The following is a 26586-nucleotide window of genomic DNA, read 5'->3' on the forward strand; positions in this document are numbered from 1 at the left end:
GGCTTTATGTCAAAATATATTGCTTATAGACGTTAAATTTTGCTCAAATCATCTCCTGTTTGAGCATAAGTTTTCAGTCCTAACTTGAGATAAGGTGGAAAAATTGCAGCAGTTTGCTATTGGTCAACGTTGGTTATCAGACACAGAGACAGAGTTAGGTTTAGGGGTTTTGATTGATGTAAATGAACGATCAATTAGTATCCTCTTTCCTAAAAGTGACGAAACCCGTGTCTATGCACGTAGTAACGCACCTTTATCTCGAATTGTGTTCAATGTGAATGATGAGCTTCAAGACCAAGAGGGCATCGTCTGGAAAGTCGAATCATTAGAAGAGCGTGGTGGCGTTATTCGTTACAACGTCATTCGTCAGTTACAAGATGGTACTGATGAACGTAAATCATTAAATGAAACTCGTGTTGGTGCGACGATTCAATTGTCTAAACCACTTGATCGTTTACTGGCAAGCCAAATTGATTATAAAGAATGGTATGACCTGCGTATTGAAGCATTACAAATGCAAGCTAATATGCAAAATAGTCCATTACGTGGCATGGTGGGTGCTCGTGTTGGATTGATACCTCACCAATTTTATATCGCGCATGAAGTAGGTAAGCGCTTTGCTCCACGTGTCTTATTGGCGGATGAAGTTGGTCTAGGTAAAACTATTGAAGCAGGTTTAATCATACACCAGCAACTTAAAACAGGACGTTCTGAACGCATCCTCGTTTTAGTTCCTGATTCGCTGCAATATCAGTGGATGATTGAAATGCGTCGCCGTTTCAATTTGAATTTCTCGCTATTTGATTTAACGCGTACTGCTTCGATCAAAGAACATGATCCAGAATTGAATCCGTTCTTAACTGAACAGTGCATCATTGCGTCTGTTGATCTTATGATCGACCATGAAGATTTACGTGTGCAAGCGCTCGAAGCAGGTTTTGATTTGCTTGTGGTGGATGAAGCACATCACTTGATGTGGTCAGAAGAAGAAGGGGGTAATGACCGCTATGACCTTGTTGAAGAATTTGCTGAAAAAACAGCAGGGGTACTTTTGCTGACTGCAACGCCGGAACAGTTAGGTGTTGAGTCCCATTTTGCTCGTTTACGTTTACTCGATCCGCAACGTTTCAGTTCACTTGATCGTTTCTTAGATGAAGAAGAAAAATATCAGCAAACTGCTCAAATTGCGGAAGTGCTGATGTCGGATCAACCCCTTGAAGCTGATCATTTCCAAGCAATTGAGCAGTTACTGGGTCACAAGATTGAAGATGAGCCAGAACAGCGTTTCCGTGCAATTCATGAATTGTTAGATCGTCACGGTACGGGACGTGTACTATTCCGTAATACACGTGAAGCGATTCAAGGCTTCCCTGGTCGTGATTGTCAGCCTGCACCATTACCTGCGCCAGAAGGATGGTCGATGGATGGTAAACTTCGTGAACAAATGTGGCCAGAAGAAGCGCAATTGGACGGGGCTTGGATGGAAACTGATCCGCGTGTAACGTGGATTATGGAAATGCTCCGTACTCAGTTAAAGCATAAAAAAGTCTTACTCATTGCGCGTAGTGGGCCTGTGGTTGAAGCTTTAGAAAATGCATTACGTATCCATGCAGGGATTCGTACAGCAATGTTCCATGAAGGCATGAGTCTATTAGAGCGTGACCAAGCAGCTGCTTATTTTGCAGAAGATTCCTATGGTGCTCAGATTTTATTGTGTTCAGAAATTGGTTCAGAAGGTCGTAACTTCCAGTTTGCTTCAGATTTAATTCTATTTGATTTGCCAGCGAACCCTGATGTTCTTGAACAGCGTATTGGTCGACTTGATCGTATTGGTCAAGAAAACCGTATTCAGATTCATGTGCCATATTTAGTGGGCACTGCACAAGAGCGTATGTTCCGTTGGTACAATGAAGCATTAAATATTTTCAGCAATATTTCTCCGACCGCGCAAACCTTACAAGAAAACTTTATTATTGATCTTAAAGATTGCTTGTTGGCTGATAAAGGTCAAGCCTTTGAAGATTTGCTTGAAGCTGTAAGTGTGCAACGAGAAGCTTTAGAGCAAGAGCTACAAGCAGGACGTGATCGTTTATTGGAATACAATTCTTGTCGCCCAATGGTTGCGCAAGAAATTGTGCAAGCGCTTGAAGAGTATGATGACAATACGACTTTGCCAATGTTTATGAAACGCTTCATGGCGTCAACCAATATTGATTTTGATGAGCAAAGTAATGGCACGGTGATTATTAAGCCTACTGATCAAATGCAAGTCCAAGGTCTGACTTTGGATGAGGAAGGCATGACCGTGACGTTCTATCGTGATCAGGCTCAGATCCGTGAAGATGCGCAATACATAACGCTAGAGCATCCTTTCACTGAAAGTGTCATGGAAATGATCAATACGCAATCGTTTGGTAGTACCAATGTGGCGTTATTGAAATCTGCAGCTTTACCACAAGGTTCAGTTTTAGTTGAGGTGTGGTTCAAAGTGGATGTGATTGCACCGAAAGCATTGAACTTGCCAGCGAGTTTACCAACACAATTGATTCGTGTGTTATTAAGTGAAAAAGGCCAAGATTTATCAGCTAAAATTGCACCAGATATTTTGAAACCATACTTACATCATCTTGACGGTAATAGTTGTCGCCAAGTGGTGAAAGCACGTCGTGATGTCGTTGAACAACGTTATGCACAAGCTTTAGACATTGCAAAAGGTGCTTTGCCTGAATTAAAACAGCAAGCGAAAGAAATCTATAGCAATAAATGGCAATATGAAATTGATCGTTTAAGTTATTTGAAACAATTTAACCCAAGTATTCGCGAAGATGAAATTGCACGTTTGCAGAAGCTTCAAAAAGAAGGCTTAAGCCTTTTAGAAGGTTTAGCTGTAACGCCTGAAGCGATTCGAGTCTTGGTGGTGGTAAAGCCATAAAATAAAAAAAGCACCCTAGGGTGCTTTTTTTAGGACTGCAGAAATTGATTGAAGTCAGGTTTTCTTTTTTGTAAGAAAGCCATCACGGCTTCAATCATTTCAGGTGATGTTAAACGTTCTGCAACAACCTCAGCTTCCTGAACAATACAATTCAGAATTTGATCTTGCTCGGGTCGAATTTGTTTTTTAATAATTTTTAGCGTGGTCATTGGCAGTTGACTCATCTGTTGAGCTCGCTGCAAAGCTAATTGTTCAGGTTGCTCGCAAATCTGATTGATGATTCGACATTTTAGCGCTTCTTCCGCTGAAAATTTTCGACCTGTGAGCAATAATTCGGCAGCCATATGATAACCAGCCAACTCAGTGAAAAGAAGGCTGGTGCCACCCTCTACAGATAATCCCAAACTTACAAATGGAATTTGAAATTCTGTATCGGGGTGGGCGTATACCATGTCACAGTGAAATAGCATAGTGACGCCAACGCCTATAGTGCAGCCACGTACCGCAGCAATAATAGGTTTAGAAAATCTTGCGATCGCTTTTAGGAAGACAAAGGGTGGTGTAGCATCAGCGGCTAAACCAACATATTTTTGAGCGGCAGACATAAAATCTTTCAGATCATTTCCTGCGGTAAAATCCTGTTCGTTACCCTGTAAAATCACAACATTCACTTGTTGAGATTGATCTGCCGCATCCAATATTTTTGCAATGTCATTGTACATTTCCCCATTTAAAGCATTTTTTTGCTCGGGGTGATCAATTTTGATGGTCAGGATTCTATTCTCAATCGTGACATGAATAAAAGGGTTTAGTGAATCTAAATTTTTTAACATGGCGGCATTCCTTGTCGCAAATTAAAAAAGCTCAGTAGACACGATTGTATACTGAGCTTTTGTTCGTGCCTTATTGGCATTAAAGTCGATTTAAAATTTGCTCAGCATCTGAATAATTCATGTATTTTGGTACGGCATAAATTCCATGGGCTTCAGTAAAAGCAGATTTAATCATCTCTGGGAAATCTTGCTTTTTTAAATTCGGAATCTCAGTATCGATTTTCAAATCTTTGAGTAATTGCTTTACGCTTTGAATGAATATATTTGCGGCTTGTTCATCCGAAGTGTGTGACGAGCTTAAACCAATTTTCTTCGCTGCTAGTGCTAAGCGTTTTTCTGATGCTTTACGATTAAATTCTAGAACATGAGGCAAGATAATGGCATTAGCGCGTCCGTGTGGGATTTGATATTGAGTCCCTAATTGATGCGCCAAAGCATGTACATAGCCAATTCCAGCACTATTCATTGCCAAACCAGCATAATGAGAACCGAGCGCCATTGCTTCACGTGCTGCAATATTCTGACCATCTTCAAATGCAGTTTTTAAATTTTCCATGATCAATTTCATGGCTGCACTGGCGTAATAATCTGATTGTTTGTTGGCGAATCCGCTTACCCACGATTCAATTGCATGAGTAAGGGCATCAATACCAGTGTCAGCAGTGATAGCAGGTGGCATGCCTTTCATGATGACGGGATCTAAAGCAGTTGCTAATGGAACGACTTTGGGATCAATAACTAAGCCTTTAATATGAGTTTCACTGTCTGAAATAACTGCGGCAATGGTAACTTCAGAACCTGTACCTGCGGTGGTCGGAATCACGAACAATGGATATGCAGGTTTACGGCTTTTTAAAATTCCAAAAAGTTGTTTAGGCGATTTATGGTTTGCGGCTGCGAGCGCTAATACTTTTGCTGTATCAATCGTCGAACCACCCCCTATACCCAATACGCTATCGCATGCGGTATTTTTAAACAGTGCTAGAGATTTTTCGACAATTTCACAAGTTGGATCAGGTTTTACATCAGAGAAAATAACAACTTCAATCCCATTGTGCTGTAATTGATCTTGAATGGGTTGTATGACACCTAATTTGACCAATACTGCATCAGTCACAATCATCACTTTTTTCATGCCGAGCTGAGCAATATTGCCACACAATTGCATTGATGAATCTTTACCCGCAAATACGAGAGGATGTGATACTGGGATTGCAAGGGTGAGGGCTTTGACAGCCATGAGTTGAGTTTTTGCACGTAAAATAGTGGCAATCTGAGCCATAATGATCAATCTCTATCCATGAGTTTGATTTAGTTATAGGATAATCATTGTCCAAGTACATTGGCGATAATCATCAACACATTGGTCTTAAATTACAATTTTATCAAAAATATAGCGCTATTAAACTGAGCAAAATAATGGTTGGATTTTGATCAGAATTCATGATAGAAAATAGAAAATAATTCGAAAATTTAAATCGTAAAGCTGTAGTTTTTACTCGGCAATCAGGAACTCAGGACGAGTTTAAAACGATTAAATCAGCTTTCGGTTATGAGTCATTACATAACAACAATGATGCGTTATTGGGAGTCATTACACATGGAAGTAAATCAGAACAACAACCAATTTGAGTTTTTACCGACTCATATTCACTATTTAATGTATTGGGAAAAGAAATCGCCAAACCAAGATTTCTTGGTTCAGCCTTTACCAAATGGTCAGGTGATTAAATACACTTGGGGAGAAGTGGCCAGTCAAGTCAAAAAAATGGCTGCTTATTTACAATCTTTGAATTTGCCTGGTCGTTCTCAGATTGCAATTTTTGGTAAGAATAGTGCGCATTGGATTATGGCAGATCTTGCAATTTGGATGGCAGGTCATGTGTCGGTTCCTTTATATACGACTCTCAATGGTGAAGGAACCAAATATGTTCTAGATCATAGTGAAACTAAGGCTTTGTTTATCGGTAAATTGGATGGTATTGGAGACAGTTGGAACGATGTGAAACAAATCATCCCGCAAGATATGCATTGTATTAAATTGCCATTGGCACCTGACTATAATGCGCCAACATGGGATGAGATCACTGCGAAAACAGCACCAACCAGTGAGCCTTATTTTCCAAACGAGGATGAGCTTGCGACCATTATTTATACCTCGGGCAGTACAGGTCTACCTAAGGGCGTTATGCAAAGTTATAAGACCTTGCTCTCACCTGCGAGTGAGCTGAAATCTACGTTTGGTGTTTCAGAAAAAGATCGTGCTTTATCTTACTTGCCGCTAGCGCATGTTGCAGAGCGTGTATTTATTCAATCATCCGTCATGATTTGTGGTTTTACCGTTTATTTTGCTAATTCATTAGATACATTTATTGAGGATCTTAATCGTGCAAAACCAACGATCTTCTTTTCTGTGCCACGTTTATGGACCAAATTTTATTTGGGGATTAATGAAAAAATTCCACTTAATGTACAAAACGTGTTGTTTAAAATCCCATTCTTGGGCAATAAGATTAAGCAAAAACTCTTGGCAAAATTGGGTTTGAATCATGTTCGTTATGCTTTAACGGGTTCTGCACCTTTACCCGTAGATATTATTAAATGGTATCGTAATTTGGGCTTAGAGTTGCTTGAAGTTTATGGAATGACAGAAAACTGTGGATACTCGCATATCACACGTATGGGTGAATATATGAGTGGATATGTCGGACATGTTCAAGCACGAGTAGACTGCAAGATTGATGAGAATGGTGAGATTTTAGTCAGAAGCCCAGGAACAATGTTGGGTTATTACAAAAACCCAGAAAAAACAGCTGAAGATTTGACTGAGGATGGTTATTTAAGAACAGGTGACATGGGTGAAATTGATGCGACTGGCCGTCTAAAAATTACTGGACGTGTAAAGGACATCTTTAAAACTCAGAAAGGTAAGTATGTAATGCCTGTACCAATTGAACAAAAGATTGGTAATAACCAAATGATTGAATCTGTCTGTGTTGGTGGTGCAAGCCATAAACAGCCGATCGCCTTTGTGATGTTGGCAGAAGAAATTCGCAATAAATTACAGCAAGATAATAAACGTGATGATATCGAAGCAAAATTAATTGAGTTGAAGAATGAAATTAATGAAAAGCTTGAACCGCATGAAAAAATTGCATTCTTTGTGGTCATCATGGATTTGTGGACGATGGATAATGATATGTTGACGCCGACTATGAAGATTAAGCGTAATAAAATTGAGGCGAAGTACGAAGCATTTATTCCAACTTGGGTTGCTCAAAATAAAGAAGTAATTTGGGAAAAGTAATAAAAAAGCCCTTCAACTGAAGGGCTTTTTTACATTCAATATTCATTCTTTCAGATGACGTGCGCCTTCTAAAATCATTCGGATCATCGTCATCGTTTGTTCAGCTACAACTTTTCTTTCATCGTGTGGCATGTTGATTAATTTAGCACCCATAGTGAATACCAATTGAGTAATCGCTTTTGCAGCTAATTCTGGATGCTTGATTTTATGAGGGTTATTTTGCTCAAGGCGAACAAGATCATCCATGAGTTCTTGCTGAAAGTAATTGAGCTGTTTTTCAACCGCCTCTTTATAAGAGGCAGAACCAGTATAACCTTCACGTAACAACAAGCTCAGATTACCTTCGTCAGCATCTAACTGTTCAATAAATACTTCAACTGAACTACGCACAATACTTGAATTACGAACTGCTTTTAAGCGGGCTTGATGCAAGATTTGACGTAAAACAATACCTGAGCGATCAATCAATTCAATGGCAAGTTCATCGATATCTTTGAAATGTCTATAAAAGCTGTTGGGGGCGATTCCTGCTTCACGAGCAACTTCGCGTAAGCTTAAAGATGCGATGCTTTTTTGAGGTCCGATAAGGTTGAGAGCAGCTTGGAATAATTCTTCTTTCGTGATTGTGGCTTTTCTTCCGACTGTACGTGCAGTTGGATGCTCCAAAATGGATGCGGATTCACTGGCATGCAGAGGAGAAAGGGGAATCGTAGAGCTGCTCATAAATATCAGATGTTTACAGTTAGAGTTGCATTATATCGCTCTGTGTCAGGATATGGAAATCAATAGATGATATACAAGTGTCTATACAAATATATATACATGTGTATAATAATTCTAAACCCACTGTGATGAGCCCATAATGCAAGCAGTTAAGCAACCTAAAAATTTGATTAGATCCGCAGTAAATGCTGTATTTGATCCGAATGCTGCCAATTTTTGGTTGCAAAAGATCGATCCAATTTGGTCGGTGAATCAATCATTAGGCAAAATTGTTGAACGTACACAAGTTGCAAATGATACGGTCAGCTTAAAAATTGCGGTTAATCGAAAATTTCAGTTTGGTGAAGCAGGGCAACATCATCCAGTTATTGTCACGACACGAGGTCGTTGTTTTGAACGTACCTATAGTTTGACCAAAATCGACACTCAACATGTATTGTTGACTGCTAAGAAAGTCGATCAGGGTGTAGTCAGTTCTTGGATTAACGATATGGCTGAGGTAGGCGATATTGTTGAGTTTGGTGCACCCTATGGAGATATGACACTTGGAAGTGTAAATACACCTCTATTAATGCTGGCCGCAGGGAGTGGTATTACTCCAATGTACAGCTTAATCAAGGCATTATTGCAGCAAGAAAAAAAATTAGTTCAGCCAGTTAAATTGATGTACTGGGCAAAAAAAACAGAAGATTTAGCATTTCAAACAGAGTTGATTGCTTTGGCGAATCAACACTCAAATTTTAATGTTGAATTTTTTACCACTCAAGATGAAGTGGCTGATTCCCGTTTAGAAGATTCTCATTTAACTGCTATCGAATCCTTAGATCAATATACGGTTTATGCATGCGGTCCAGCAGGATTTGTGCAAGTTGCTGAACAACTAACTGATACTCGTGTTCATAAATTTAAAGGTGAAGCATTCAGTGTTGAACCATTCATTAGTGATGAAACTGGTTTTGTTCAGGTCACACTTACGAAATCAAATAAGGTCGTCACGATTCCAAAGGGACAATCAATACTTGCAAGTTTAGAGCAACAAAATATTCGCCCACAGCACGGTTGCCGCATGGGGGTATGTAATAAATGTGCATGCCATAAAGCGCAAGGTGCAACTAAAAACCTCGTCAATGGTGCAGAAAATACTGAGCCTGGAAATCTGCTCAAAATCTGTATCAATTCAGCTCAGTCTGATCTCACTATCGACCTATAAGCGAGAATAATCATGAATATGCCAGTTCAAGCACAATATTTCAAAAACCCAAAAAATCGTGAACTCACTGATGCACAACTTGATGAACTCGCACGTGAACTTGATGCAATTAAGCAGGAAGTTCTTGATGATTTAGGTGAAAAAGACGAAAAGTATATTAAGCGAGTGTATGCAGCGATTCGCTACAGTTCAATCCTTGGACGTGCATGCTTATTTGCTGGCTGGTTTCCTCCAGCATGGCTTTTAGGCACAGGCTTGCTTGGTTTTGCCAAAATCATGGAAAACATGGAGTTGGGCCATAATGTGATGCATGGTCAATATGATTGGATGAACGACCCTAAATTTAAAGGGACAACTTACGAATGGGATATCGTCGGCACATCTGATGATTGGCGCCAAACCCACAACTACAAACACCATACCTATACCAATATTAAAGGTATGGATGATGATATTGGTTATGGAATTCTTCGTTTGTTCCCAGAGCAACGCTGGAAAAAAGGATATTTATTACAACCACTTTACAGTATTCCATTCTGTTTGTTATTCCAGTGGGGTGTAGCGATTCAGAACTTAGAAATTGGTAAGCGCTTAAAAGGGCGCATGAGCAAAGAAGAATTTCAACAACGTTTGAACCCGATGAAAAAGAAAATGGGGAAACAGTTATTTAAAGATTATGTTTTTTTCCCACTCATTGCAGGTCCTGCAGCATTACCCGTTTTAACAGGTAATTTAGTCGCTAATGGTATTCGTAATATTTGGACATTCAGTATTATTTTCTGCGGTCATTTCACCAAGGATGTGGAAGTTTTCCCGAAGTCAGTTTTAGAAAATGAAAGCCGTGGCCATTGGTATATGCGTCAAATTCGTGGGTCTTCTAATCTCACAGGTTCTGAAGGATTCCATATTTTGACGGGGCATTTGAGTCATCAGATTGAGCATCATCTTTATCCAGATATTCCTGCTCGACGTTACCGTCAAATGGGGCCTAAAGTGAAAGCGGTGTGTGAAAAATACGGCTTGAATTATAATAATGCGAGTTTATTTAAACAATATGGTCAGGTTTTGGGGCGTATTGTGAAATATGCATTCCCATTTAAAAAGTAAAATCATTAAAAAAAGCCACTTATTGAGTGGCTTTTTGAACTTTAATAGCAAACTATTTTAATTGAATTGATCCATTTGCATTGACTGTGATTGTTGATTCTCCAGCAGCCATATTTTGTGAGTCTGCAACGGGTGCACTCTCTACAACCATTGCGGCACGTGCCATGGCCAATGGTCTTGGTGAATAATTATTGGTGTTCATATTCAAGTTAACCAAGTTATAACTAGAACGATTCCAAGCTTTAGTGAGAACCTGAGCGCGCTGTTGGAAATTTTGCGTGGCTTCAGTCAATAACTCATTTTCAACCTGCTTTCGTTTTTCAGTGGAAACAGTGAAATTAATCGATTGTGTTTGAAAATCTTGTTGTAACTCGCTAATTAATTGGCTCGCTGCTTTAAAATCTTTGCTTTCAATATTCACTTCAGCGCGGCCGCGCCATTCCTTCAGTTTTGTTGAATTGTTGTTGTCATAGACAGGGTAAGTGGTCTGAGAACCTGTTTCGACCTTAACTTGGGGGTATTTTTTACTGATGTTGATGGCCTGATTCATCAATTGGGTCATTTGTGTTGAAAGTTGTGCAGGCTGTTTATTACTTTTTTCAATAAATAGAATGGCGTGCATTTCGTCATTAGAGACTTGTTTAGAAGCGTCTGCTTGAAGATTAATAATATTAGTTTTAGGTTCTGTGTCAGCAAGTACCGAAAAGCTAATCCCGGTAGCTAAGATCAATAGTGGCAGTTTTAATAATTTCATTGTTATCTCTGTATCTTCACCTGATGAATATTCTACAGAATATTCTAATCTTTTTTGATGGAGAGAAAATGTGATTATTTGGTGATGAGATAGTAGCAATTGTAATATTCAACACCGATTTTACGACTTAAGTCGCCTTAACAAGGCTTTTAAAATGTATTTTAATTGAATTGTAGTTGAACAATAAAAGAATATAACTTGTCTTTGGATTAGTGCATTAATAATTTGTAATTCATGGATAATTCTATTATCAATGGTCTAATAAGTAGTATTAGAAATAGATTAAACATTCTGTATATTTAAATAATAAAATTTTAAAAACATGTAAAACAATAAGATAGTGTCTTCATTTGATAAATTATTTATAGTCTGAAACTATTGTCATAAAGAAAATAAGTATTGGCATATAGGTCAAGATTTTTCCATTCTAGCTCTCATCAGAGATGCAGGTATCTCTCTAAAAGAATTTGTCCTTTAGAAGGTTGTTTTCAAGCAATTTCCTAAGGTCAAATAGATCATCGAATGAAGTTGAAGGAAGTCTTGATGTCTAATTCTGCTGTAGTTGAATCAGTAGCACAAGCGTTACGAACTGCTGAATTATCACAAAGTGCAATCGCACCAATTCGCCCAACGTTGGGTGGTGAAGCTGCTGATGTAGATATCGCTTACGCTGTACAAGAAGTGAATACAGCGCGTGCCTTATCAGAAGGTCGTCGTTTAGTTGGGCGTAAAATCGGTTTGACATCAAAAGTGGTTCAAGCACAACTCGGTGTAGATCAACCTGACTTCGGTATGCTGTTTGCAGACATGGCTTATGGTGATGGAGAGGTGATTCCTGCAGGTCTATTGATCCAACCTAAAGTAGAAGCGGAAATCGCTTTGGTGATCAAACAAGATTTAACGAAAGAAAAACACACTTATGCTGACATTATCAGCGCGACTGATTATGCACTTCCTGCTGTTGAGGTGGTGGATAGTCGAATTGAAAACTGGAAGATCAGTTTGATTGACACTGTCGCAGATAATGCATCTTCAGCTGCATTTGTATTGGGTTCACGTCCTGTAAAACTCGATAACCTTGATCTAGTGAATTGTAAAATGATCATGACACGTGGTGAAGAAGTCGTGTCTCAAGGTGTTGGTAAGGCTTGCTTAGCAAACCCTTTAAATGCAGCTGTCTGGCTTGCTGATGAAATGGTACGTCGTGGTCGTCCATTGTTAGCTGGTGACATTATTTTAACAGGTGCATTAGGCCCTATGGTTGTAGCAAACCCAGGTGATGAATTCAAAGTTGAGATTGAAGGCTTTGGTTCAGTGACTGCTGCTTTCGCTGCTGAATAAGTCGGAATTTTGAGAGAGTACGTTAATGAAAAAGATTAAATGTGCAATGATCGGACCAGGTAACATTGGTACTGATTTGCTTTACAAACTTCAACGTAGCGAATGGTTAGAGCCAGTTTGGATGGTGGGTATCGATCCTACTTCTGAAGGTCTTGCTCGTGCTGCGAAAATGGGTTTAAAAACCACTGCAGAAGGGGTTGATGGTCTTCTTCCTCACGTCATTGAAGATGATATCAAAATTGCTTTTGATGCAACGTCTGCATATGTACATGCTGAAAACAGCCGCAAGTTAAATGAACTTGGTGTACTGATGATTGACTTAACACCTGCTGCAATTGGTCCTTTCTGTGTTCCACCTGTGAACTTAGAAGCTTTACTTGCAGAAGGTGAAGTGCCTAACGTGAATATGGTAACGTGTGGTGGTCAGGCGACAATTCCTATGGTTGCAGCAGTTTCACGTGTTCAACCTGTTGAATATGGTGAGATCATCGCGACTGTGTCTACAAAATCTGTAGGTCCTGGTACACGTAAAAACATCGACGAATTCACACGTACAACTGCGGGTGCTATTGAGAAAGTTGGTGGTGCGAAAAAAGGTAAAGCGATCATCATCATTAACCCTGCTGAGCCACCACTTATGATGCGTGACACAGTACACTGTCTTGTTGAAGGTGAGCCAGATCAAGCTGCGATCACTGAATCAGTTCACGCGATGATTAAAGAAGTGCAAAAATATGTACCAGGTTACAAACTTGTAAATGGTCCAATTTTTGATGGTAACCGTGTTTCTATCTTCTTGGAAGTAGAAGGTTTGGGTGATTTCTTGCCGAAATATGCAGGTAACCTCGACATTATGACAGCTGCAGCTGCTCGTACAGCAGAAATGTTTGCTGAACACGTATTCAACAAAGAAGAAGCTTAAGGAGCAACCGCATGTCTAAGATTATTGTTCATGATATGACTTTACGTGATGGTATGCATCCGCAGCGCCATCAAACGACTGTTGAGCAAATGATTGCAATTTCAACAGCACTTGATGATGCAGGCGTACCATTAATTGAAGTCACTCACGGTGACGGCCTTGGTGGTTCATCAGTAAACTACGGTTTTGCTGCTGCGACTGACGAAGAATACTTGTCTGCTGTTGTACCGCGTATGAAGAATGCAAAAGTTTCTGCACTTCTTCTTCCTGGTATCGGTACGGTTGACCACTTGAAAATGGCACATGAAATCGGTGTATCAACGATTCGTGTTGCAACTCACTGTACTGAAGCTGACTGTTCTGAACAGCACATCACCGCTGCGCGTAAATTAGAAATGGACACAGTGGGCTTCTTAATGTTGGCTCACATGGCATCTCCAGAGCGTCTTTTAGAAGAAGCGAAGAAGATGGTGTCTTACGGTGCAAACTGTATTTATGTGACTGACTCAGCAGGTTACATGCTTCCTCAAGATGTAATTGATCGCGTTGGACACTTACGTCAACACTTGGACCCAAGCATTGAGTTGGGTTTCCACGGTCACCACAACTTAGGTATGGGTGTATCAAATACTGTTGCTGCTGTTGAAGCAGGCGCGGTACGTGTTGACTTGGCATCTGCAGGTCTCGGTGCGGGTGCAGGTAACACACCACTTGAATTGTTCATCGCTGTTGCAAATCGTATGGGTATGGACACAGGCGTTGACTTGTTCAAAGTACAAGATGTTGCTGAAGATCTCGTGATTCCAATGATGCACAACCCAATTCGTGCAGACCGTGATGCAGCTACTTTAGGTTATGCGGGTGTTTACTCTTCATTCCTATTGTTCGCTAAACGTGCTGAAGCGAAATATGGCGTATCTGCGCGTGAAATCTTAATGGAGCTTGGTCGCCGTGGTACTGTTGGTGGTCAGGAAGACATGATTGAAGATCTAGCTTTGACTATGGCTAAAGCAAAAGAACTTAACGCATAATTTAAAAGTGATTTGAAAGAGCACTCTTAGGAGTGCTTTTTTTATGAATTTAGAAAAGATACATATAAAAAAACAATTGCGTGAGATGTTTGGGTGCTTATATTGAGTGATTTGGTGTAGAGCGTATCGTGATTGTTAAACTTAAAAACTATTAAATAAATGGCAAAATGCTTTTGGGTTAATTTGTAAGATATTAAAATATAATAAATTATCCATAGTAAAAGTTAATTTGCTTAGTTACTGAGCTATTATTAATTGTTTATAACAATGAGAGTTTTTAAAGTATTGTTTTTCATCGGAAAAGTCTAAATTTTTTTTAGACTCTAGTCTGATTTCTTCAGAGTGCACAATTTAGCAATATGCTCATCAACGCTGATTTGAGTATAGGATGAAGCCATGCGTCATCAAAAATTATGGCTAGCAATGATTGCTGCAACAACTCTAGGGACAACTGCTGCTCACGCGAATTTTGTGGCTGATTCAAATGTTCAGCTTAAATTTAAAAATTTCTATTTAGAACGTAATTACGATACAGCACCAAATCTAGATTATGGTAACTGGACGCAAGCAATCACTTTAGATGCTAAATCGGGTTATCACGATATTGGTGCAGGCATTCAAGTTGGTGCAGATCTCTTGGCTCAATATGCAATTGGATTGAAATCGCGTGATTCTGTAAATGACATTCATATGCCATATGATAACAGTCAAGGTCGTACAGAACGCGATAATGCTAAATTCGGTGCGACTTTAAAAGTTAAAGTTTCTGAAACTGAACTTAAAGTAGGTGATTTATTGCCGATGTCACCAGTTATTTTCTTCGATCCATCACGCCAATTATTAACTACTTATAGTGGTGCATGGTTAGAGTCGAAAGATATTCAGGATACTAAATTAACCTTAGCTTATATTGATGGTATTAATGCGCGTTACGATAATCAGTATCAAGATTTGACCTTATTCCCAAACAATGATTTTGCGAAGGCAGAAGCTCAAGGTCTCACAACTGATGATGGAATGTATATTGTTGGTGTTGATCACCAGTTTACATCAAAGATTGGTGGTAGTTATTGGTTCGCTGATTTAACTGACATCTTCAAGCAACATTATGTTGCTGCAAGCTATAAAACTAAACTTGATGAAAAAACGAATTTAGATGCACATATTCGTTACTTCGATAACAGTGAAACTGGCGATAAACTTTTTGGTGAAATTGATAGCCAAGCAATTTCTATGGGGGCGAAAGTCAATCATGGTATGCATACTGTTCAATTGGGTTATCAAGAGATGTTTGGCGAGCATGGAGATAAAGCGACACTATTCCCAACATTGGGTGGTTGGGTGCCACAACCTTATTTAGATAACTGGTCAGTCGCGAGTTTTATCCGTAAGGATGAGAAATCTTGGAGTGTAGGTTATACCTATAATTTTAAAGAAATGGGTGTACCAGGATTATCTGCCACTGTACGTCATTTCCAAGGTTGGAATATTGATACGGCAACACCAGGTCGAGGTCGCGAGAATGAAAATAACATCATCGTGAACTATGTTGTGCCAGAAGGTAAGTATAAAGGTCTTGGTTTCAACTATATGTTCATTGATACTAATTATAACAACATCAATGTTCCAGGTACCTTGAGTGATTTAGAAGAGCATCGTGTGGCGTTAAGTTATAGTTATAAATTCTAAAAAATGAAATTGATCTCGATATGATGAGCAAGGATCATATCGAGATCTTATCAAGTCATATTAGAGGGTGAATATTGATTTTAAAAAAATAAGAAAAAACAGTAATTTATTTAATTGGTAAAAAGATGGATGCAATCGTAAATTTGTATCAGTTGAAAGGTACAGAGCAGTTAATATAAGACTGTAAAACTATCATTTGTAAACATCAACTGATGATTGTTTCACAAATATATGATCAGTTATAGACAGTTAGAGGACTATGATGAGCACTGTTCAAATTCCAGAATATAAAACGGATTCATTCTTTGGTTTAGAAGATAAATGGATCGAAACTGCTGAAGGTGAGTTAACCCATTATCATGAAATTGGTGAAGGCACGCCTATTTTATTCCTTCATGGTTCTGGTACTGGTGTATCAGCAGCTGCTAACTGGTGGTTGAATTTACCTGCAATTGGTGAGCAAGCGCGTTGTATCGCAATTGATACCATTGGTTATGGTCAAACTGTCGTTGCACCAGGAACTCAATACGGTATCCGTGCATGGGTTGATCATGCAATTCGTACTCTTGATGCACTTGGTATTGAAAAAACATGGTTAGTAGGTAATTCGCTAGGTGGTTGGTTAGCATTCCAATTGGCACTTGATTATCCAGAGCGTGTACTCGGTATTGTTTCAATGGGTACAGGTGGTGCAAAACAAACTGCAGCCCTAAAAGCGCATGCAAACCCAGTTTTAACAGAAGAAGGTATTCGTAAGACACTTTCAATGTTCGTTGTAAATAAAGACTTAATTACAGATGAGCTGGTAAAAGTACGTTTTGATTCTGCGGCGAATGACTATGCATCTGATCGTTTAATGGATGTTGTGGGTGCGCGTGACCGTGATCGTTTCGAGTTCCCATTAGACTTTGAAAAAATGAAAGATATTACAGTTCCTGTATTATTGATTCATGGTACTCAAGATGTGGTGATTCCTGTGTCTCGTACTTGGGACATTTTAAATATCGTTCCTAATGCTGATGCACATATTTTCAGTCAGTGCGGTCACTGGTCACAAGTTGAAAAAGCAGAAGAATTTAATACGGTGATCAAAAATTATCTAGCAGTTCATGGTGTTAAATAATTTCAGATCCTAAAAAACTAAAAAAGAGGATGATTTAATCATCCTCTTTTTTAAAACTGAAAATACAGAACATGTGTTTAATACGTTTAAATCTGCATATTGATAATCAATATTGAGCATTGATCTGTTTTAATTCATTAGACTTAAGTGGTAGAGCAAGTCTAGTTAGTTAATGGGTTGTTTAAAAATTAGTCTATTCTAAAGCCTGAATTCATACAATTTATGATGATATTCGTAAAACTTTATTAGACTAAAGTCTAAGACTGATGGTTGAAATAAAAAATAAAAATCACCGCTATGTTTAACGGTGATCATTAATTTGAAAAAAAATTAATTAATGACGATTAATATCAAGGTAAAAAACAGAGCTCAATAAGTCCATAAATTTTTTGACGCCTTCTGAGTTAGTACTTTTTCTATAGCTTGCAAATAAATCGATTGAAGGTAATTCCACGTCTAGCGGGCGAATCACGGTGTTGTTCATCGTCAGTGGTGCGATATATCCAGGTAGAAAAGTACAGCCCAGGTTCATGCCAATAGAATTAATGTTAAAGAGGATATTGTCTGCAGTTTGAACAATATTTAAATTGATTTGATGGTATTTTGCAAAATCTAGAATGATCTTATTTAGGGTTTGAGATTGCTGTTCAGAAGGAATAATGAAATCGATTCCATCGAGCTCTTTTACTGGAATGCGATCGTATTTAGCGAGTGGATGATCTTTGGGGAGTAAGAAAATCAAAGGTTCTCGTAAAACAAATTGACTTTCGATTTCATCACTAAATAGATTTTGACGAGTAAAAGCGATATCAATTTCGCCTTTTTTTAACATTTTTGACTGATCGGAGTTGTTTAAGCTTAACAATTCAATCTTTAAATCCCGGTTTTGAACACGAAGATTAGGGAGAACGTAAGGAAAAATTTTCATTTCAACGACGGGAACAAAGCCGATACGTAACAATTGCTGTTTAGATTTGGCAATCTGACGAGTCATTGCGACTGCTTTGTCTGCTTGGGCTATCGTGAGGCGAGCTTGTTCAAGGAAGACTTGACCCTCCTCAGTGAGTTCTACCTTACGTTTTGTACGATAAAGCAAAGGGACGCCAATTTCATCTTCAAGATCTTTAATCTGCTGGCTCAATGATGGCTGAGCAGTATAAAGGCGCAAGGCTGCTTTGGTGAAGTTGAGTTCTTCTGCCACAGCAATGAAATATCGTAGGTGTCGTAGTTCCATAAAAAATCATCCAAAGATTGATTCATATAATGTCTAAATATGATCAAGTGCGAGTATAGTTCACAAATGGATATTCGGTGAAGTGGGGCTGAGCATATTGAAATATCAACGTTATTATTAAAATATGGTAAAATTCACGTATTCAGCGATTGATTAATTTATCGATAAAACATCTTGATTCAAACAAAAAAAATATTTCCCCAAAACTCGTTCAAAACTCATTATCTCTGCAAAGTTGAGTCTATTAGTTTGTGTCTAATTTAGTCACAGGAGAGCTTTTCATGAGTGGGAAAATTGATGTGCGCGAAATCGATGCTTTAGTCGATGCACAAAATGGACGTATCACGCCATCTATTTATACAGATCCAGATATCTATGAACTAGAACTTGAACGTGTGTTCGGTCGTACATGGTTATTCCTTTGCCATGAAAGCCAAATTCCAAAGGCTGGTGATTTCTTCAATACCTATATGGGTGAAGATCCGATCATCGTGGTACGTCAAAAAGACGGTTCAATCAAAGCATTGTTAAACCAATGTCGTCACCGTTCAATGCGCGTGAGCTTTGCTGACTGCGGTAACACTCGTGCATTTACATGTCCATACCACGGTTGGTCTTATGGCGTAGACGGCTCTCTTAAAGATATTCCTCTTGAAGATCGTGCATTCCCTCAAGGCGCATGTAAAGAGAAGTGGAGTTTGATCGAAGTAAACCGTGTGAAGTCTTATAAAGGCTTAATCTTCGGTTGTTGGGATGAAACAACTCCAGACCTTGAAGAATACATGGGTGATATCGCTTGGTACTTAGATGGCGTATTAGATCGTCGTCCAGGTGGTACTGAGATCATCGGTGGTGTTCATAAGTGGGAAATCGAATGTAACTGGAAATTTGCGGCTGAACAGTTTGCATCTGACCAATATCATGCATTGTTCTCTCACGCATCTGCGATTCAAGTATTAGGTGCTAAACCTGATGACGAATCTACTAAGAAATTAGGTGCTGCGCAAACTGCACGTCCTGTATGGGAAACTGCGAAAGACGCGATCCAATATGGTTCACGTGGTCACGGTTCAGGCTTCTTCTTTACAGAGAAACCAGATGCAAACGTATGGGTTGATGGTGAAGTAGCGAACTATTTCCGCGAAACTTACGAAGAAGTTAAAGAGCGTCTTGGTGAAATTCGTGCGTTACGTCTTGCTGGTCATAACACTATGTTCCCAACATTGTCTTGGTTAAACGGTACAGCAACACTTCGCGTATGGCACCCACGTGGTCCAAACAAAACTGAAGTATGGGCGTTCTGTATTGCGGATGCTGAAGCGTCACAAGAAGTGAAAGAAGCGTTTGAACGTTCTGCGACACGTGCATTTGGTCCAGCTGGTTTCTTAGAGCAAGATGACTCTGAAAACTGGATCGAAATTCAAAAAGTATTACGTGGTTACAAAGCGCGTCAAAACAAACTCATTATGGAAATGGGTCTTGGCAACGAGAAAATTCGTGAAGATGGTATCCCTGGTATCACCAACTACATTTTCTCAGAAACTGCGGCACGCGGCATGTACCGTCGTTGGGCAGACTTGCTAATCCATGAAAAATGGGAAGATGTTGAGAAAGCAGCTGACGAATATGAGAAGGAGCTTATGAAATGAGTCAAGTGAGTTTAGAACTTCACCATCAAATTAGCCAATTCCTCTATCGTGAAGCGAAATTGCTTGACGATTGGAAATTCCGCGACTGGTTAGATACGTTAGCTGAAGATATTTCTTACACGCTACGTACAACACCAAATGCTCAAACACGTGACCGTCGTCGTTCAATTGAACCACCTACAACTTGGGTGTTCAATGATACGAAAGATCTTTTAGAGCGTCGTGTTGCTCGTCTTGAAACAGGTATGGCTTGGGCTGAAGAGCCTCCATCACGTACAACTCATATGGTGAGTAACGTGATCGTAGAAGCTACTGAAGTGGAAGGCGAATACGATGTATACGTTACATATCTTTTGTACCGTACACAAAAAGAGAAAGATGTCACGATTTACTGTGGTAAACGTCATGACAAGATCCGTAAAGTTGAAGGTGGCCTAGGCTTCCAAATTTTCAACCGTAAGATCACGCTTGATCAAGTTACCTATAACTCTCACAACCTGAGTGTATTCTTCTAATGAATAAGATTTTTGTTTGCCAAGTTGACGAATTAGACGAAGGCGAAGCGTTGAAAGTAGATTGCGGCGTTAACGGTATCGATGCGCTTGCAGTGTTTAACAATGGTGGTGAGTTCTTCGCAATGAATGACCGTTGTTCTCATGGTAATGCTTCAATGTCAGAAGGTTATCTTGAAGACGATGGCACTGTCGAATGCCCATTGCATTCAGCTCGCTTCTGTTTAAAAACCGGTCAAGCATTATGTTTACCAGCGACAGATCCAATTCAAACTTTCCCAGTGATTGTTGAAGATGGTGCGTTATACGTTGAGATGGCAGGAGAGTAATCATGGGTTGGCTTAAAGGCGAAGTTGCACTGATCACAGGTGGTGGTTCTGGTTTAGGTTGGGCTTTAGTTGAACGCTTCCTTGAAGAAGGTGCACACGTTGGTGTGTTACAACGTTCACAATCTAAAGTCGATGCTTTAAAAGAACGCTTTGGTGATCAAATTGTTGCAATCGCTGGTGATGTTGCCAACTATGAAGACAATGTCCGTGCTGTAAAAGCAACTGTTGAGCGTTTTGGTAAGCTTGATTGCTTTATTGGTAATGCAGGAATCTGGGATCACTACGCAGATATCGTCAATACTTCAGGTGAGCAACTTGATAAAGCGTTTGACGAAATCATGGGAATTAATACGAAAGCATTAATTCTAGGTGCTAAAGCTGCACTTGATGAGTTAGTAAAATCTGAAGGTTCGATAATCTTCACACTATCTAACTCAGCATTATATTCTGCGGGTGGTGGTCCAGTTTACACAGCATCTAAGCATGCTGGCGTAGGCATCATGAAGGAATTGGCGTACGAGCTTGCACCCAAAGTTCGTGTGAATGCTGTTGCGCCGTCAGGTATGAATGTAAACATTAAAGGTGCTGCATCATTAGGCCAAGAAAATCTAGGTCTTTTAGATGCGCGTGATCCTGAGAAAATCGCGCGTGGTATGCCGTTGAACTTCTTACCTGAGCCTGAAGAAATGACAGGTTCTTATGTGCTCTTGGCATCTCGTCAAAATAACCGACCTTTAACTGGTGTTCTGATCAATGCAGAATGTGGTTTGGGTATTCGTGGTCTACGTCAACCACGTGCTGGTTTCTTTGACGAATAAAATCTAGTCTAAAAAAATGGACTTATCGGCAGCCTGTTCTAAGGCTGCCTTCCTTTTAAGGAGTCTCTCATGGCCGTTAAACTTATTTGTGCTTCGCACAGTCCTTTAATGGAATTTGCTTCACCTCAAGATCAGTCAAAAGAGCAAAAAGTACGTGCTGCTTTTGAACAATTATCTGCTGAAGTAAAAGCTTACGATCCAACACTGATCATTACTTTTGGTCCAGACCATTTTAACGGTTTTTTCTACGACCTTATGCCAAGTTTCTGTGTCGGTATCCGTGCTACGGCTGCTGGTGACTGGGATTACGGTAAAATTGACAATAAAATCGATGTTCCTGAAGACAAGGCTTTGGCACTTGTGCGTCAAGTTCTAGATGAAGGTGTTGATGTTGCATACTCATATCGTATGCAGGCTGACCATGGTGTGACTCAACCATTACACTTCCTTTGTGATGGAAAACTTGATCGTTATAAAACGATTCCAATATTTATTAATGGCGCTGCCGCACCAATGCCAACCACAAAGCGTACCATTGCTTTAGGCCGTGCGGTTGGACAATATATTAAGTCACTTAATCTTGAAAATGAGCGTGTACTTGTATTGGGTACAGGTGGTTTGTCTCATGATCCACCAACACCTCAAATGGGTTCAGTGCCACCAGAAGTTGAAGAGTTTTTAATTGCTGGCCGTAATCCAACTGAAGAAGCACGGAATGCGCGTCAAGCGAAAATTATTGCAGTTGGTCAGAAACTTGCTGCTGGAGATACATCAGTTGCAGTACCGCTGAGCCCTGAGTGGGATATTGCATTGCTTGAGAAATTTAAACAAGCAGATTTTGCTGCAATGGAAGCGATGACTGAGGCAGAAATTCGTGTCGAAGGTGGTCGTGGTGGTCAAGAAGTGCGTTGCTGGATGGCAGCATTTGCTGCACTGAGCGAAGTTGGTGAGTATGAAATGACAACTCACTGCTATGAAGATATTAGTGAGTGGATTGCGGGCTTCGGTATCGTATCTGCGGAATTAAAAGGTTAATCCCATGAGCAATGTAAACAACATCGTCATCGTTGGTGCGGGTCAAGCAGGCGCAAGTGCGATCCTTGAGCTTCGTGCAAACAAATATGAAGGTAAAATCACATTAATTGGTGATGAAACGCATCTTCCTTATGAGCGTCCACCACTGTCTAAAGACGTGATTTTAAAACCTGAAGAAACCAAGATTGAAATTTTATCTGAAGAAAAATTAGCAGATCTTGGTGTGACAGCAATTCGCGGTAATGGTGTCGTGAAAATCAACGCTGAAGCCAAAACTGTCGAACTTCAAAATGGTGATGTTGTTGCTTATGACAAATTGCTGATTGCAACTGGCGGTGCAGCACGTCGTCTTCCAAACTTCGATGCACTTGGCAAACATGTTTACACGCTGCGTAATCTTGAAGATTCACAAGCCCTTGTATCAGTGTTACAAAAAGGTCAACGTATCATCCTGATTGGTGGTGGTGTAATCGGTCTTGAGCTTGCATCATCTGCACGTTTCAAAGAATGTGAAGTCACTGTCATTGAAATGGGACCAATGGTGATGGGGCGTTCATCGCCACGCATCTTGAGTGAATTCTTGCTTGAACAGCAAAAATTGGCAGGTGTGGATGTTCGTCTTTCAACTTCAATTGCAGATTGCAAGCTTGATGGCGAAGAAATTGTGGTGACTTTAGCCGATGGCGAAGAACTTCGTGCGGATGCTGTGGTTTACGGTATCGGTATTGTGCCAAATGCACAGTTGGCAGTTGATGCTGGTCTTGACGTTGATCTCGCGATCAAAGTAAACGAAAATTGCCAAACCTCGAATGCTGATATTTATGCGGCAGGTGATGTGGCAACTCAACTTCGTGACTGTGGTAACCACCGTCGTGTTGAGACTTGGGAAAATGCCAATCTTCAAGCAGGTATCTTTGCACGCCATGTGATGGGTGTAGAACATCCTACTCCTAATCCAGCATGGTTCTGGACAGATCAGTTGGACATTAACTACCAATTCGTAGGTGATATGGCAGCAGCTGAGTGGTTAGTACGTGGTGAAATCAATCCTGAGCTACGTGCAGAATCTTCATTTGTATTGTTCGGTGTGACTGACGGTATTATTGTTGGTGGTATTACGGTAAATGCGGCTAAAGAAATGCGTCATCTTAAAAAATTGATTAGCAAACAAGCTGCATTTGAAGCAGATAAATATTTAGATCTTAGCCAAGACCTTCGTAAACTTGTGAAGTAAACTTGGTGAGATTGTGCAACAGACCTAGGGTAACTTAGGTCTGTTTTTTATGTGCCTAAGAAAATATTGATTTAATTTTGAGCAAATTATGAATTCTAGTTCCTCAAATATAATGGTCGTTGCGAGTATATATGCCTTATTGGTATTGATATGGGCTGCAACACCACTTGCCATTGTATGGAGTGTTGCAGAAATTCATCCAATGTGGGTGCTCATCATTCGATACTTTGGTGCATCTATAATTGCTTTGGCGTTGCTCAAAATGATGCGTGATCCACTCCCGTTTGATCATGTATCGCTGAAAAGTTATGTGGCTGGTAGCCTAAATTTAATAGGTGCGCAGTTATTTATCTACTTAGCAGCAAATTATTTAACGTCAGGCTTAATGGCACTGATCTTCGGATTTTCGCCATTAATTGCAGGTCTCATTGGACATCTCATCCTAAAAACACATAAGTTGTCTATTTTACAATGGAGTGGAATGGTCATTGCCGTATTGGGTCTCACATTTGTTTTTGCAGAATCTGCAGATGAGCGAGTCAATCCTTGGGGTGTGGTTCTGATGCTGATCAGTATGGTGTCGTATATCAGTTCAATTTTTTGGGTCAAACAAATTAATGCACCTTTAAGCCCCATGAGTCAGGCAACAGGTTCATTAATCTTTTCAGCTTTAGGATCACTCTTAATCATTCCATTCATTTGGCAACAAATCCCAACTGTGCTACCAAGTACGCAAGCGATGGTGGGTTTTTTGTTCACAATGATCATGTCATCAATTGTTGCGATGCTGTGCTATTTTTGGTTAATCCGCCGCTTAGCAGCGTCGACAGTGTCTTTGAGTAATGTCATGACGCCAGTCATCGCCCTAGTTTTGGGGGCATCCTTAAATAATGAAATTATTCATAATGACGCCTTGTGGGGGATTGTCGTTGTGATGATGGGGTTGCTGATGTATTTTAATCGAGAGCTCTTGAAACTATTCTTAAAAAAATGAGTGAAAAAAGTGGTTTTAATCACACACGTACAACTACATGAATATATAAGATTCATAATGTTACAAAACTATGCTTTAGCCCAAGCTCGAATTTAGGAATACTGAAAAAGTCAGTTCAAATCAGCAAAAAAAATTGAACATTTTTTGCATAATTTGGACTGTTTTACTTTAGCTCAAGTTCAAACTTATCTAAAATAGAAGTGGTACAGTTTGAAATCTATACAAGTTATCAATTTGTCACATTAATATTTTAGAATCTGCTGGTGAAAACGATAGAAATCTATTTATTTTATTTCAAAATTCGTTATCATCGCGCCCTCTAGTTATAACTCTACACAATAGGCTAACTAGAACTCTATAAAGCACCGAGTCAAAGGACCGCAAGTCACCCGACTTATTTCTATTAACCCATATCAGAGATGGTAATTCGATATGAGCGTTTCTTCTGTAAATCCTGCACCTAATTCTACTAACGAATACTATTTGACTCGCCAAAGTCAGATGGAATCTAATGTTCGTAGCTATCCACGTAAATTGCCGTTAGCGATAGCAAAAGCACAAGGTTGCTGGGTTACTGATGTTGAAGGTACAGAGTACCTCGATTGTTTAGCTGGGGCAGGAACATTGGCTTTGGGCCATAATCATCCTGCGGTCATTCAAAGTATTCAAGACACTTTAGCGAGTGGTCTTCCATTACATACTTTGGATTTAACGACACCTTTAAAAGATGCTTTTACTGAAGCTTTACTTGCTGAATTACCGGGTGGTAAAGAAGAGTACTGCCTACAGTTCTGTGGTCCATCTGGTGCAGATGGTACAGAAGCAGCAATTAAACTTGCAAAAACATATACTGGCCGTGGCACTGTGATCAGCTTCTCTGGTGGCTACCATGGTATGACTCACGGCTCATTAGCAATGACAGGTAATTTGTCTGCTAAAAACGCTGTGAATGGTTTAATGCCAGGCGTTCAATTCATGCCGTATCCACATGAATACCGTTGCCCACTAGGTTTAGGCGGTGAAGCGGGTGTTGACGCGCTTACTTATTTCTTTGAAAACTTCATCGAAGATGTTGAAAGCGGTGTGACTAAGCCTGCTGCAGTTATCCTTGAAGCGATTCAAGGCGAGGGCGGTGTGGTTACAGCACCTGTGAAATGGTTGAAAAAAATTCGTGAAGTGACTGAAAAGCACAACATCGTTTTAATTCTTGATGAAGTACAAGCTGGTTTCGCGCGTTCAGGAAAAATGTTTGCCTTTGAACATGCGGGTATCGAACCTGATGTTGTAGTGATGTCGAAAGCAGTAGGTGGAAGCTTACCACTTGCAGTACTTGGTATTAAGCGTAAGTTTGATGCTTGGCAGCCTGCAGGTCACACGGGTACTTTCCGTGGTAACCAATTGGCTATGGGTACTGGTCTTGCTACGATCAAAACGATTAAAGAGCAAAATCTTGCGCAAAACGCACAAGAGCGCGGTGATTTCCTTCAAGCTGAATTGAAGAAATTAGCTGTAGAATTCCCATGTATCGGTAATGTACGTGGCCGCGGTTTAATGATCGGTATCGAAATCGTTGATGAGCGTAAACCTGCTGACCATATGGGTTCACTTCCTGCAGATGGTCAATTGGCTGCTGCAATCCAAGCAGCGTGTTTCAACAACAAATTGTTGTTAGAAAAGGGTGGGCGTAACGGTACAGTGATTCGTCTACTTTGCCCATTAATTATTAACCAAGCTGAATGTGAAGAAGTAATTGTGCGCTTTAAGAAAGCAATTTCTGAAGCATTAGTTGCGGTACGAGGCGCTTAATTC

22 protein-coding genes are annotated in these 26586 nt (G+C 39.9%); 17 read left to right on the forward strand and 5 right to left on the reverse strand.

Annotated elements, in window-relative coordinates; genetic code table 11:
- Nucleotides 1-94 precede the first annotated feature (94 nt).
- Complete coding sequence (gene rapA, locus AC1M9B_RS06570; RefSeq protein ID WP_481595938.1) at nt 95-2932, forward strand: RNA polymerase-associated protein RapA; 2838 nt, start codon at nt 95-97, stop codon at nt 2930-2932.
- 29 nt (nt 2933-2961) lie between these two features.
- On the opposite strand, the gene AC1M9B_RS06575 is transcribed toward rapA, so the two are convergent.
- Complete coding sequence (locus AC1M9B_RS06575; protein WP_481608817.1) at nt 2962-3765, reverse strand: enoyl-CoA hydratase-related protein; 804 nt, start codon at nt 3763-3765, stop codon at nt 2962-2964.
- A gap of 79 nt (nt 3766-3844) precedes the next feature.
- Nucleotides 3845-5047 carry an iron-containing alcohol dehydrogenase gene (locus AC1M9B_RS06580; RefSeq protein ID WP_481608818.1) on the reverse strand — a complete coding sequence of 401 codons (1203 nt, stop codon included), beginning with the start codon at nt 5045-5047 and terminating at the stop codon, nt 3845-3847.
- 318 nt (nt 5048-5365) lie between these two features.
- Here AC1M9B_RS06580 and AC1M9B_RS06585 point away from each other — a divergent pair, with 318 nt between their 5' ends.
- Nucleotides 5366-7072: an AMP-binding protein gene (locus tag AC1M9B_RS06585; protein ID WP_481608819.1), complete on the forward strand. Its 1707-nt coding sequence runs from the start codon at nt 5366-5368 to the stop codon at nt 7070-7072.
- Between the two features lie 42 nt (nt 7073-7114).
- Here AC1M9B_RS06585 and fabR read toward each other — a convergent pair whose 3' ends face one another.
- Nucleotides 7115-7795, reverse strand: a complete 681-nt coding sequence (gene fabR / locus AC1M9B_RS06590) for an HTH-type transcriptional repressor FabR (protein ID WP_481595942.1) — start codon at nt 7793-7795, stop codon at nt 7115-7117.
- Between the two features lie 139 nt (nt 7796-7934).
- On the opposite strand from fabR, the gene AC1M9B_RS06595 reads away from it, so the two are divergent.
- The gene (locus tag AC1M9B_RS06595) at nt 7935-9005 is read left to right on the forward strand and encodes a flavin reductase family protein (protein WP_481608820.1); all 1071 of its coding nucleotides are present in this window, start codon (nt 7935-7937) and stop codon (nt 9003-9005) included.
- A 12-nt stretch (nt 9006-9017) separates the two neighbouring features.
- Nucleotides 9018-10112, forward strand: a complete 1095-nt coding sequence (locus AC1M9B_RS06600) for a fatty acid desaturase family protein (RefSeq protein ID WP_481608821.1) — start codon at nt 9018-9020, stop codon at nt 10110-10112.
- Between the two features lie 52 nt (nt 10113-10164).
- On the opposite strand, the gene AC1M9B_RS06605 is transcribed toward AC1M9B_RS06600, so the two are convergent.
- On the reverse strand, nt 10165-10866 hold the full coding sequence (locus AC1M9B_RS06605; protein WP_481591387.1) for an SIMPL domain-containing protein: 702 nt from the start codon (nt 10864-10866) through the stop codon (nt 10165-10167).
- Nucleotides 10867-11409: 543 nt separating this feature from the next.
- On the opposite strand from AC1M9B_RS06605, the gene AC1M9B_RS06610 reads away from it, so the two are divergent.
- The 5 genes from AC1M9B_RS06610 to AC1M9B_RS06630 all read left to right on the forward strand — a co-directional run bounded on the left by AC1M9B_RS06610 (nt 11410) and on the right by AC1M9B_RS06630 (nt 16972).
- Nucleotides 11410-12207, forward strand: a complete 798-nt coding sequence (locus AC1M9B_RS06610) for a 2-keto-4-pentenoate hydratase (RefSeq protein WP_481608822.1) — start codon at nt 11410-11412, stop codon at nt 12205-12207.
- A 25-nt stretch (nt 12208-12232) separates the two neighbouring features.
- Entirely contained in the window at nt 12233-13129 is an 897-nt protein-coding gene (locus AC1M9B_RS06615) for an acetaldehyde dehydrogenase (acetylating) (RefSeq protein WP_035267137.1), read from the forward strand.
- 11 nt (nt 13130-13140) lie between these two features.
- Entirely contained in the window at nt 13141-14160 is a 1020-nt protein-coding gene (gene dmpG, locus AC1M9B_RS06620; RefSeq protein WP_092767099.1) for a 4-hydroxy-2-oxovalerate aldolase, read from the forward strand.
- A 396-nt stretch (nt 14161-14556) separates the two neighbouring features.
- A complete protein-coding gene (locus tag AC1M9B_RS06625) occupies nt 14557-15849 on the forward strand; it encodes an OprD family outer membrane porin (RefSeq protein WP_481593471.1) in 1293 nt (430 codons plus the stop codon).
- A gap of 262 nt (nt 15850-16111) precedes the next feature.
- Nucleotides 16112-16972, forward strand: a complete 861-nt coding sequence (locus AC1M9B_RS06630) for an alpha/beta fold hydrolase (protein WP_035267132.1) — start codon at nt 16112-16114, stop codon at nt 16970-16972.
- A gap of 334 nt (nt 16973-17306) precedes the next feature.
- On the opposite strand, the gene hcaR is transcribed toward AC1M9B_RS06630, so the two are convergent.
- A complete protein-coding gene (gene hcaR / locus AC1M9B_RS06635) occupies nt 17307-18206 on the reverse strand; it encodes a DNA-binding transcriptional regulator HcaR (RefSeq protein WP_481595945.1) in 900 nt (299 codons plus the stop codon).
- A gap of 281 nt (nt 18207-18487) precedes the next feature.
- Between hcaR and hcaE the strand changes: the two genes are divergently transcribed.
- From hcaE to AC1M9B_RS06675, 8 genes are all read left to right on the forward strand, one after another.
- Nucleotides 18488-19855: a 3-phenylpropionate/cinnamic acid dioxygenase subunit alpha gene (hcaE, locus tag AC1M9B_RS06640; protein WP_092767097.1), complete on the forward strand. Its 1368-nt coding sequence runs from the start codon at nt 18488-18490 to the stop codon at nt 19853-19855.
- Entirely contained in the window at nt 19852-20370 is a 519-nt protein-coding gene (gene hcaF, locus AC1M9B_RS06645) for a 3-phenylpropionate/cinnamic acid dioxygenase subunit beta (protein WP_035267127.1), read from the forward strand. The genes hcaE and hcaF overlap by 4 nt, the downstream gene beginning before the upstream one ends.
- Nucleotides 20370-20696: a 3-phenylpropionate/cinnamic acid dioxygenase ferredoxin subunit gene (hcaC, locus tag AC1M9B_RS06650; protein WP_005181999.1), complete on the forward strand. Its 327-nt coding sequence runs from the start codon at nt 20370-20372 to the stop codon at nt 20694-20696. The genes hcaF and hcaC overlap by 1 nt, the downstream gene beginning before the upstream one ends.
- 2 nt (nt 20697-20698) lie before the next feature.
- On the forward strand, nt 20699-21514 hold the full coding sequence (hcaB, locus tag AC1M9B_RS06655; protein ID WP_035267124.1) for a 3-phenylpropionate-dihydrodiol/cinnamic acid-dihydrodiol dehydrogenase: 816 nt from the start codon (nt 20699-20701) through the stop codon (nt 21512-21514).
- 69 nt (nt 21515-21583) lie between these two features.
- Nucleotides 21584-22549, forward strand: coding sequence for a 3-carboxyethylcatechol 2,3-dioxygenase (locus AC1M9B_RS06660; protein WP_481591390.1), 966 nt, complete (start codon nt 21584-21586; stop codon nt 22547-22549).
- A 4-nt stretch (nt 22550-22553) separates the two neighbouring features.
- On the forward strand, nt 22554-23783 hold the full coding sequence (gene hcaD, locus AC1M9B_RS06665) for a 3-phenylpropionate/cinnamic acid dioxygenase ferredoxin--NAD(+) reductase subunit (RefSeq protein WP_481608823.1): 1230 nt from the start codon (nt 22554-22556) through the stop codon (nt 23781-23783).
- A gap of 88 nt (nt 23784-23871) precedes the next feature.
- A complete protein-coding gene (locus AC1M9B_RS06670) occupies nt 23872-24777 on the forward strand; it encodes a DMT family transporter (RefSeq protein WP_481608824.1) in 906 nt (301 codons plus the stop codon).
- Between the two features lie 432 nt (nt 24778-25209).
- Nucleotides 25210-26583, forward strand: a complete 1374-nt coding sequence (locus AC1M9B_RS06675) for a diaminobutyrate--2-oxoglutarate transaminase (protein WP_481591392.1) — start codon at nt 25210-25212, stop codon at nt 26581-26583.
- Nucleotides 26584-26586: the final 3 nt, after the last annotated feature.

It is taken from the genome of Acinetobacter sp. ANC_7513 (assembly GCF_056779915.1).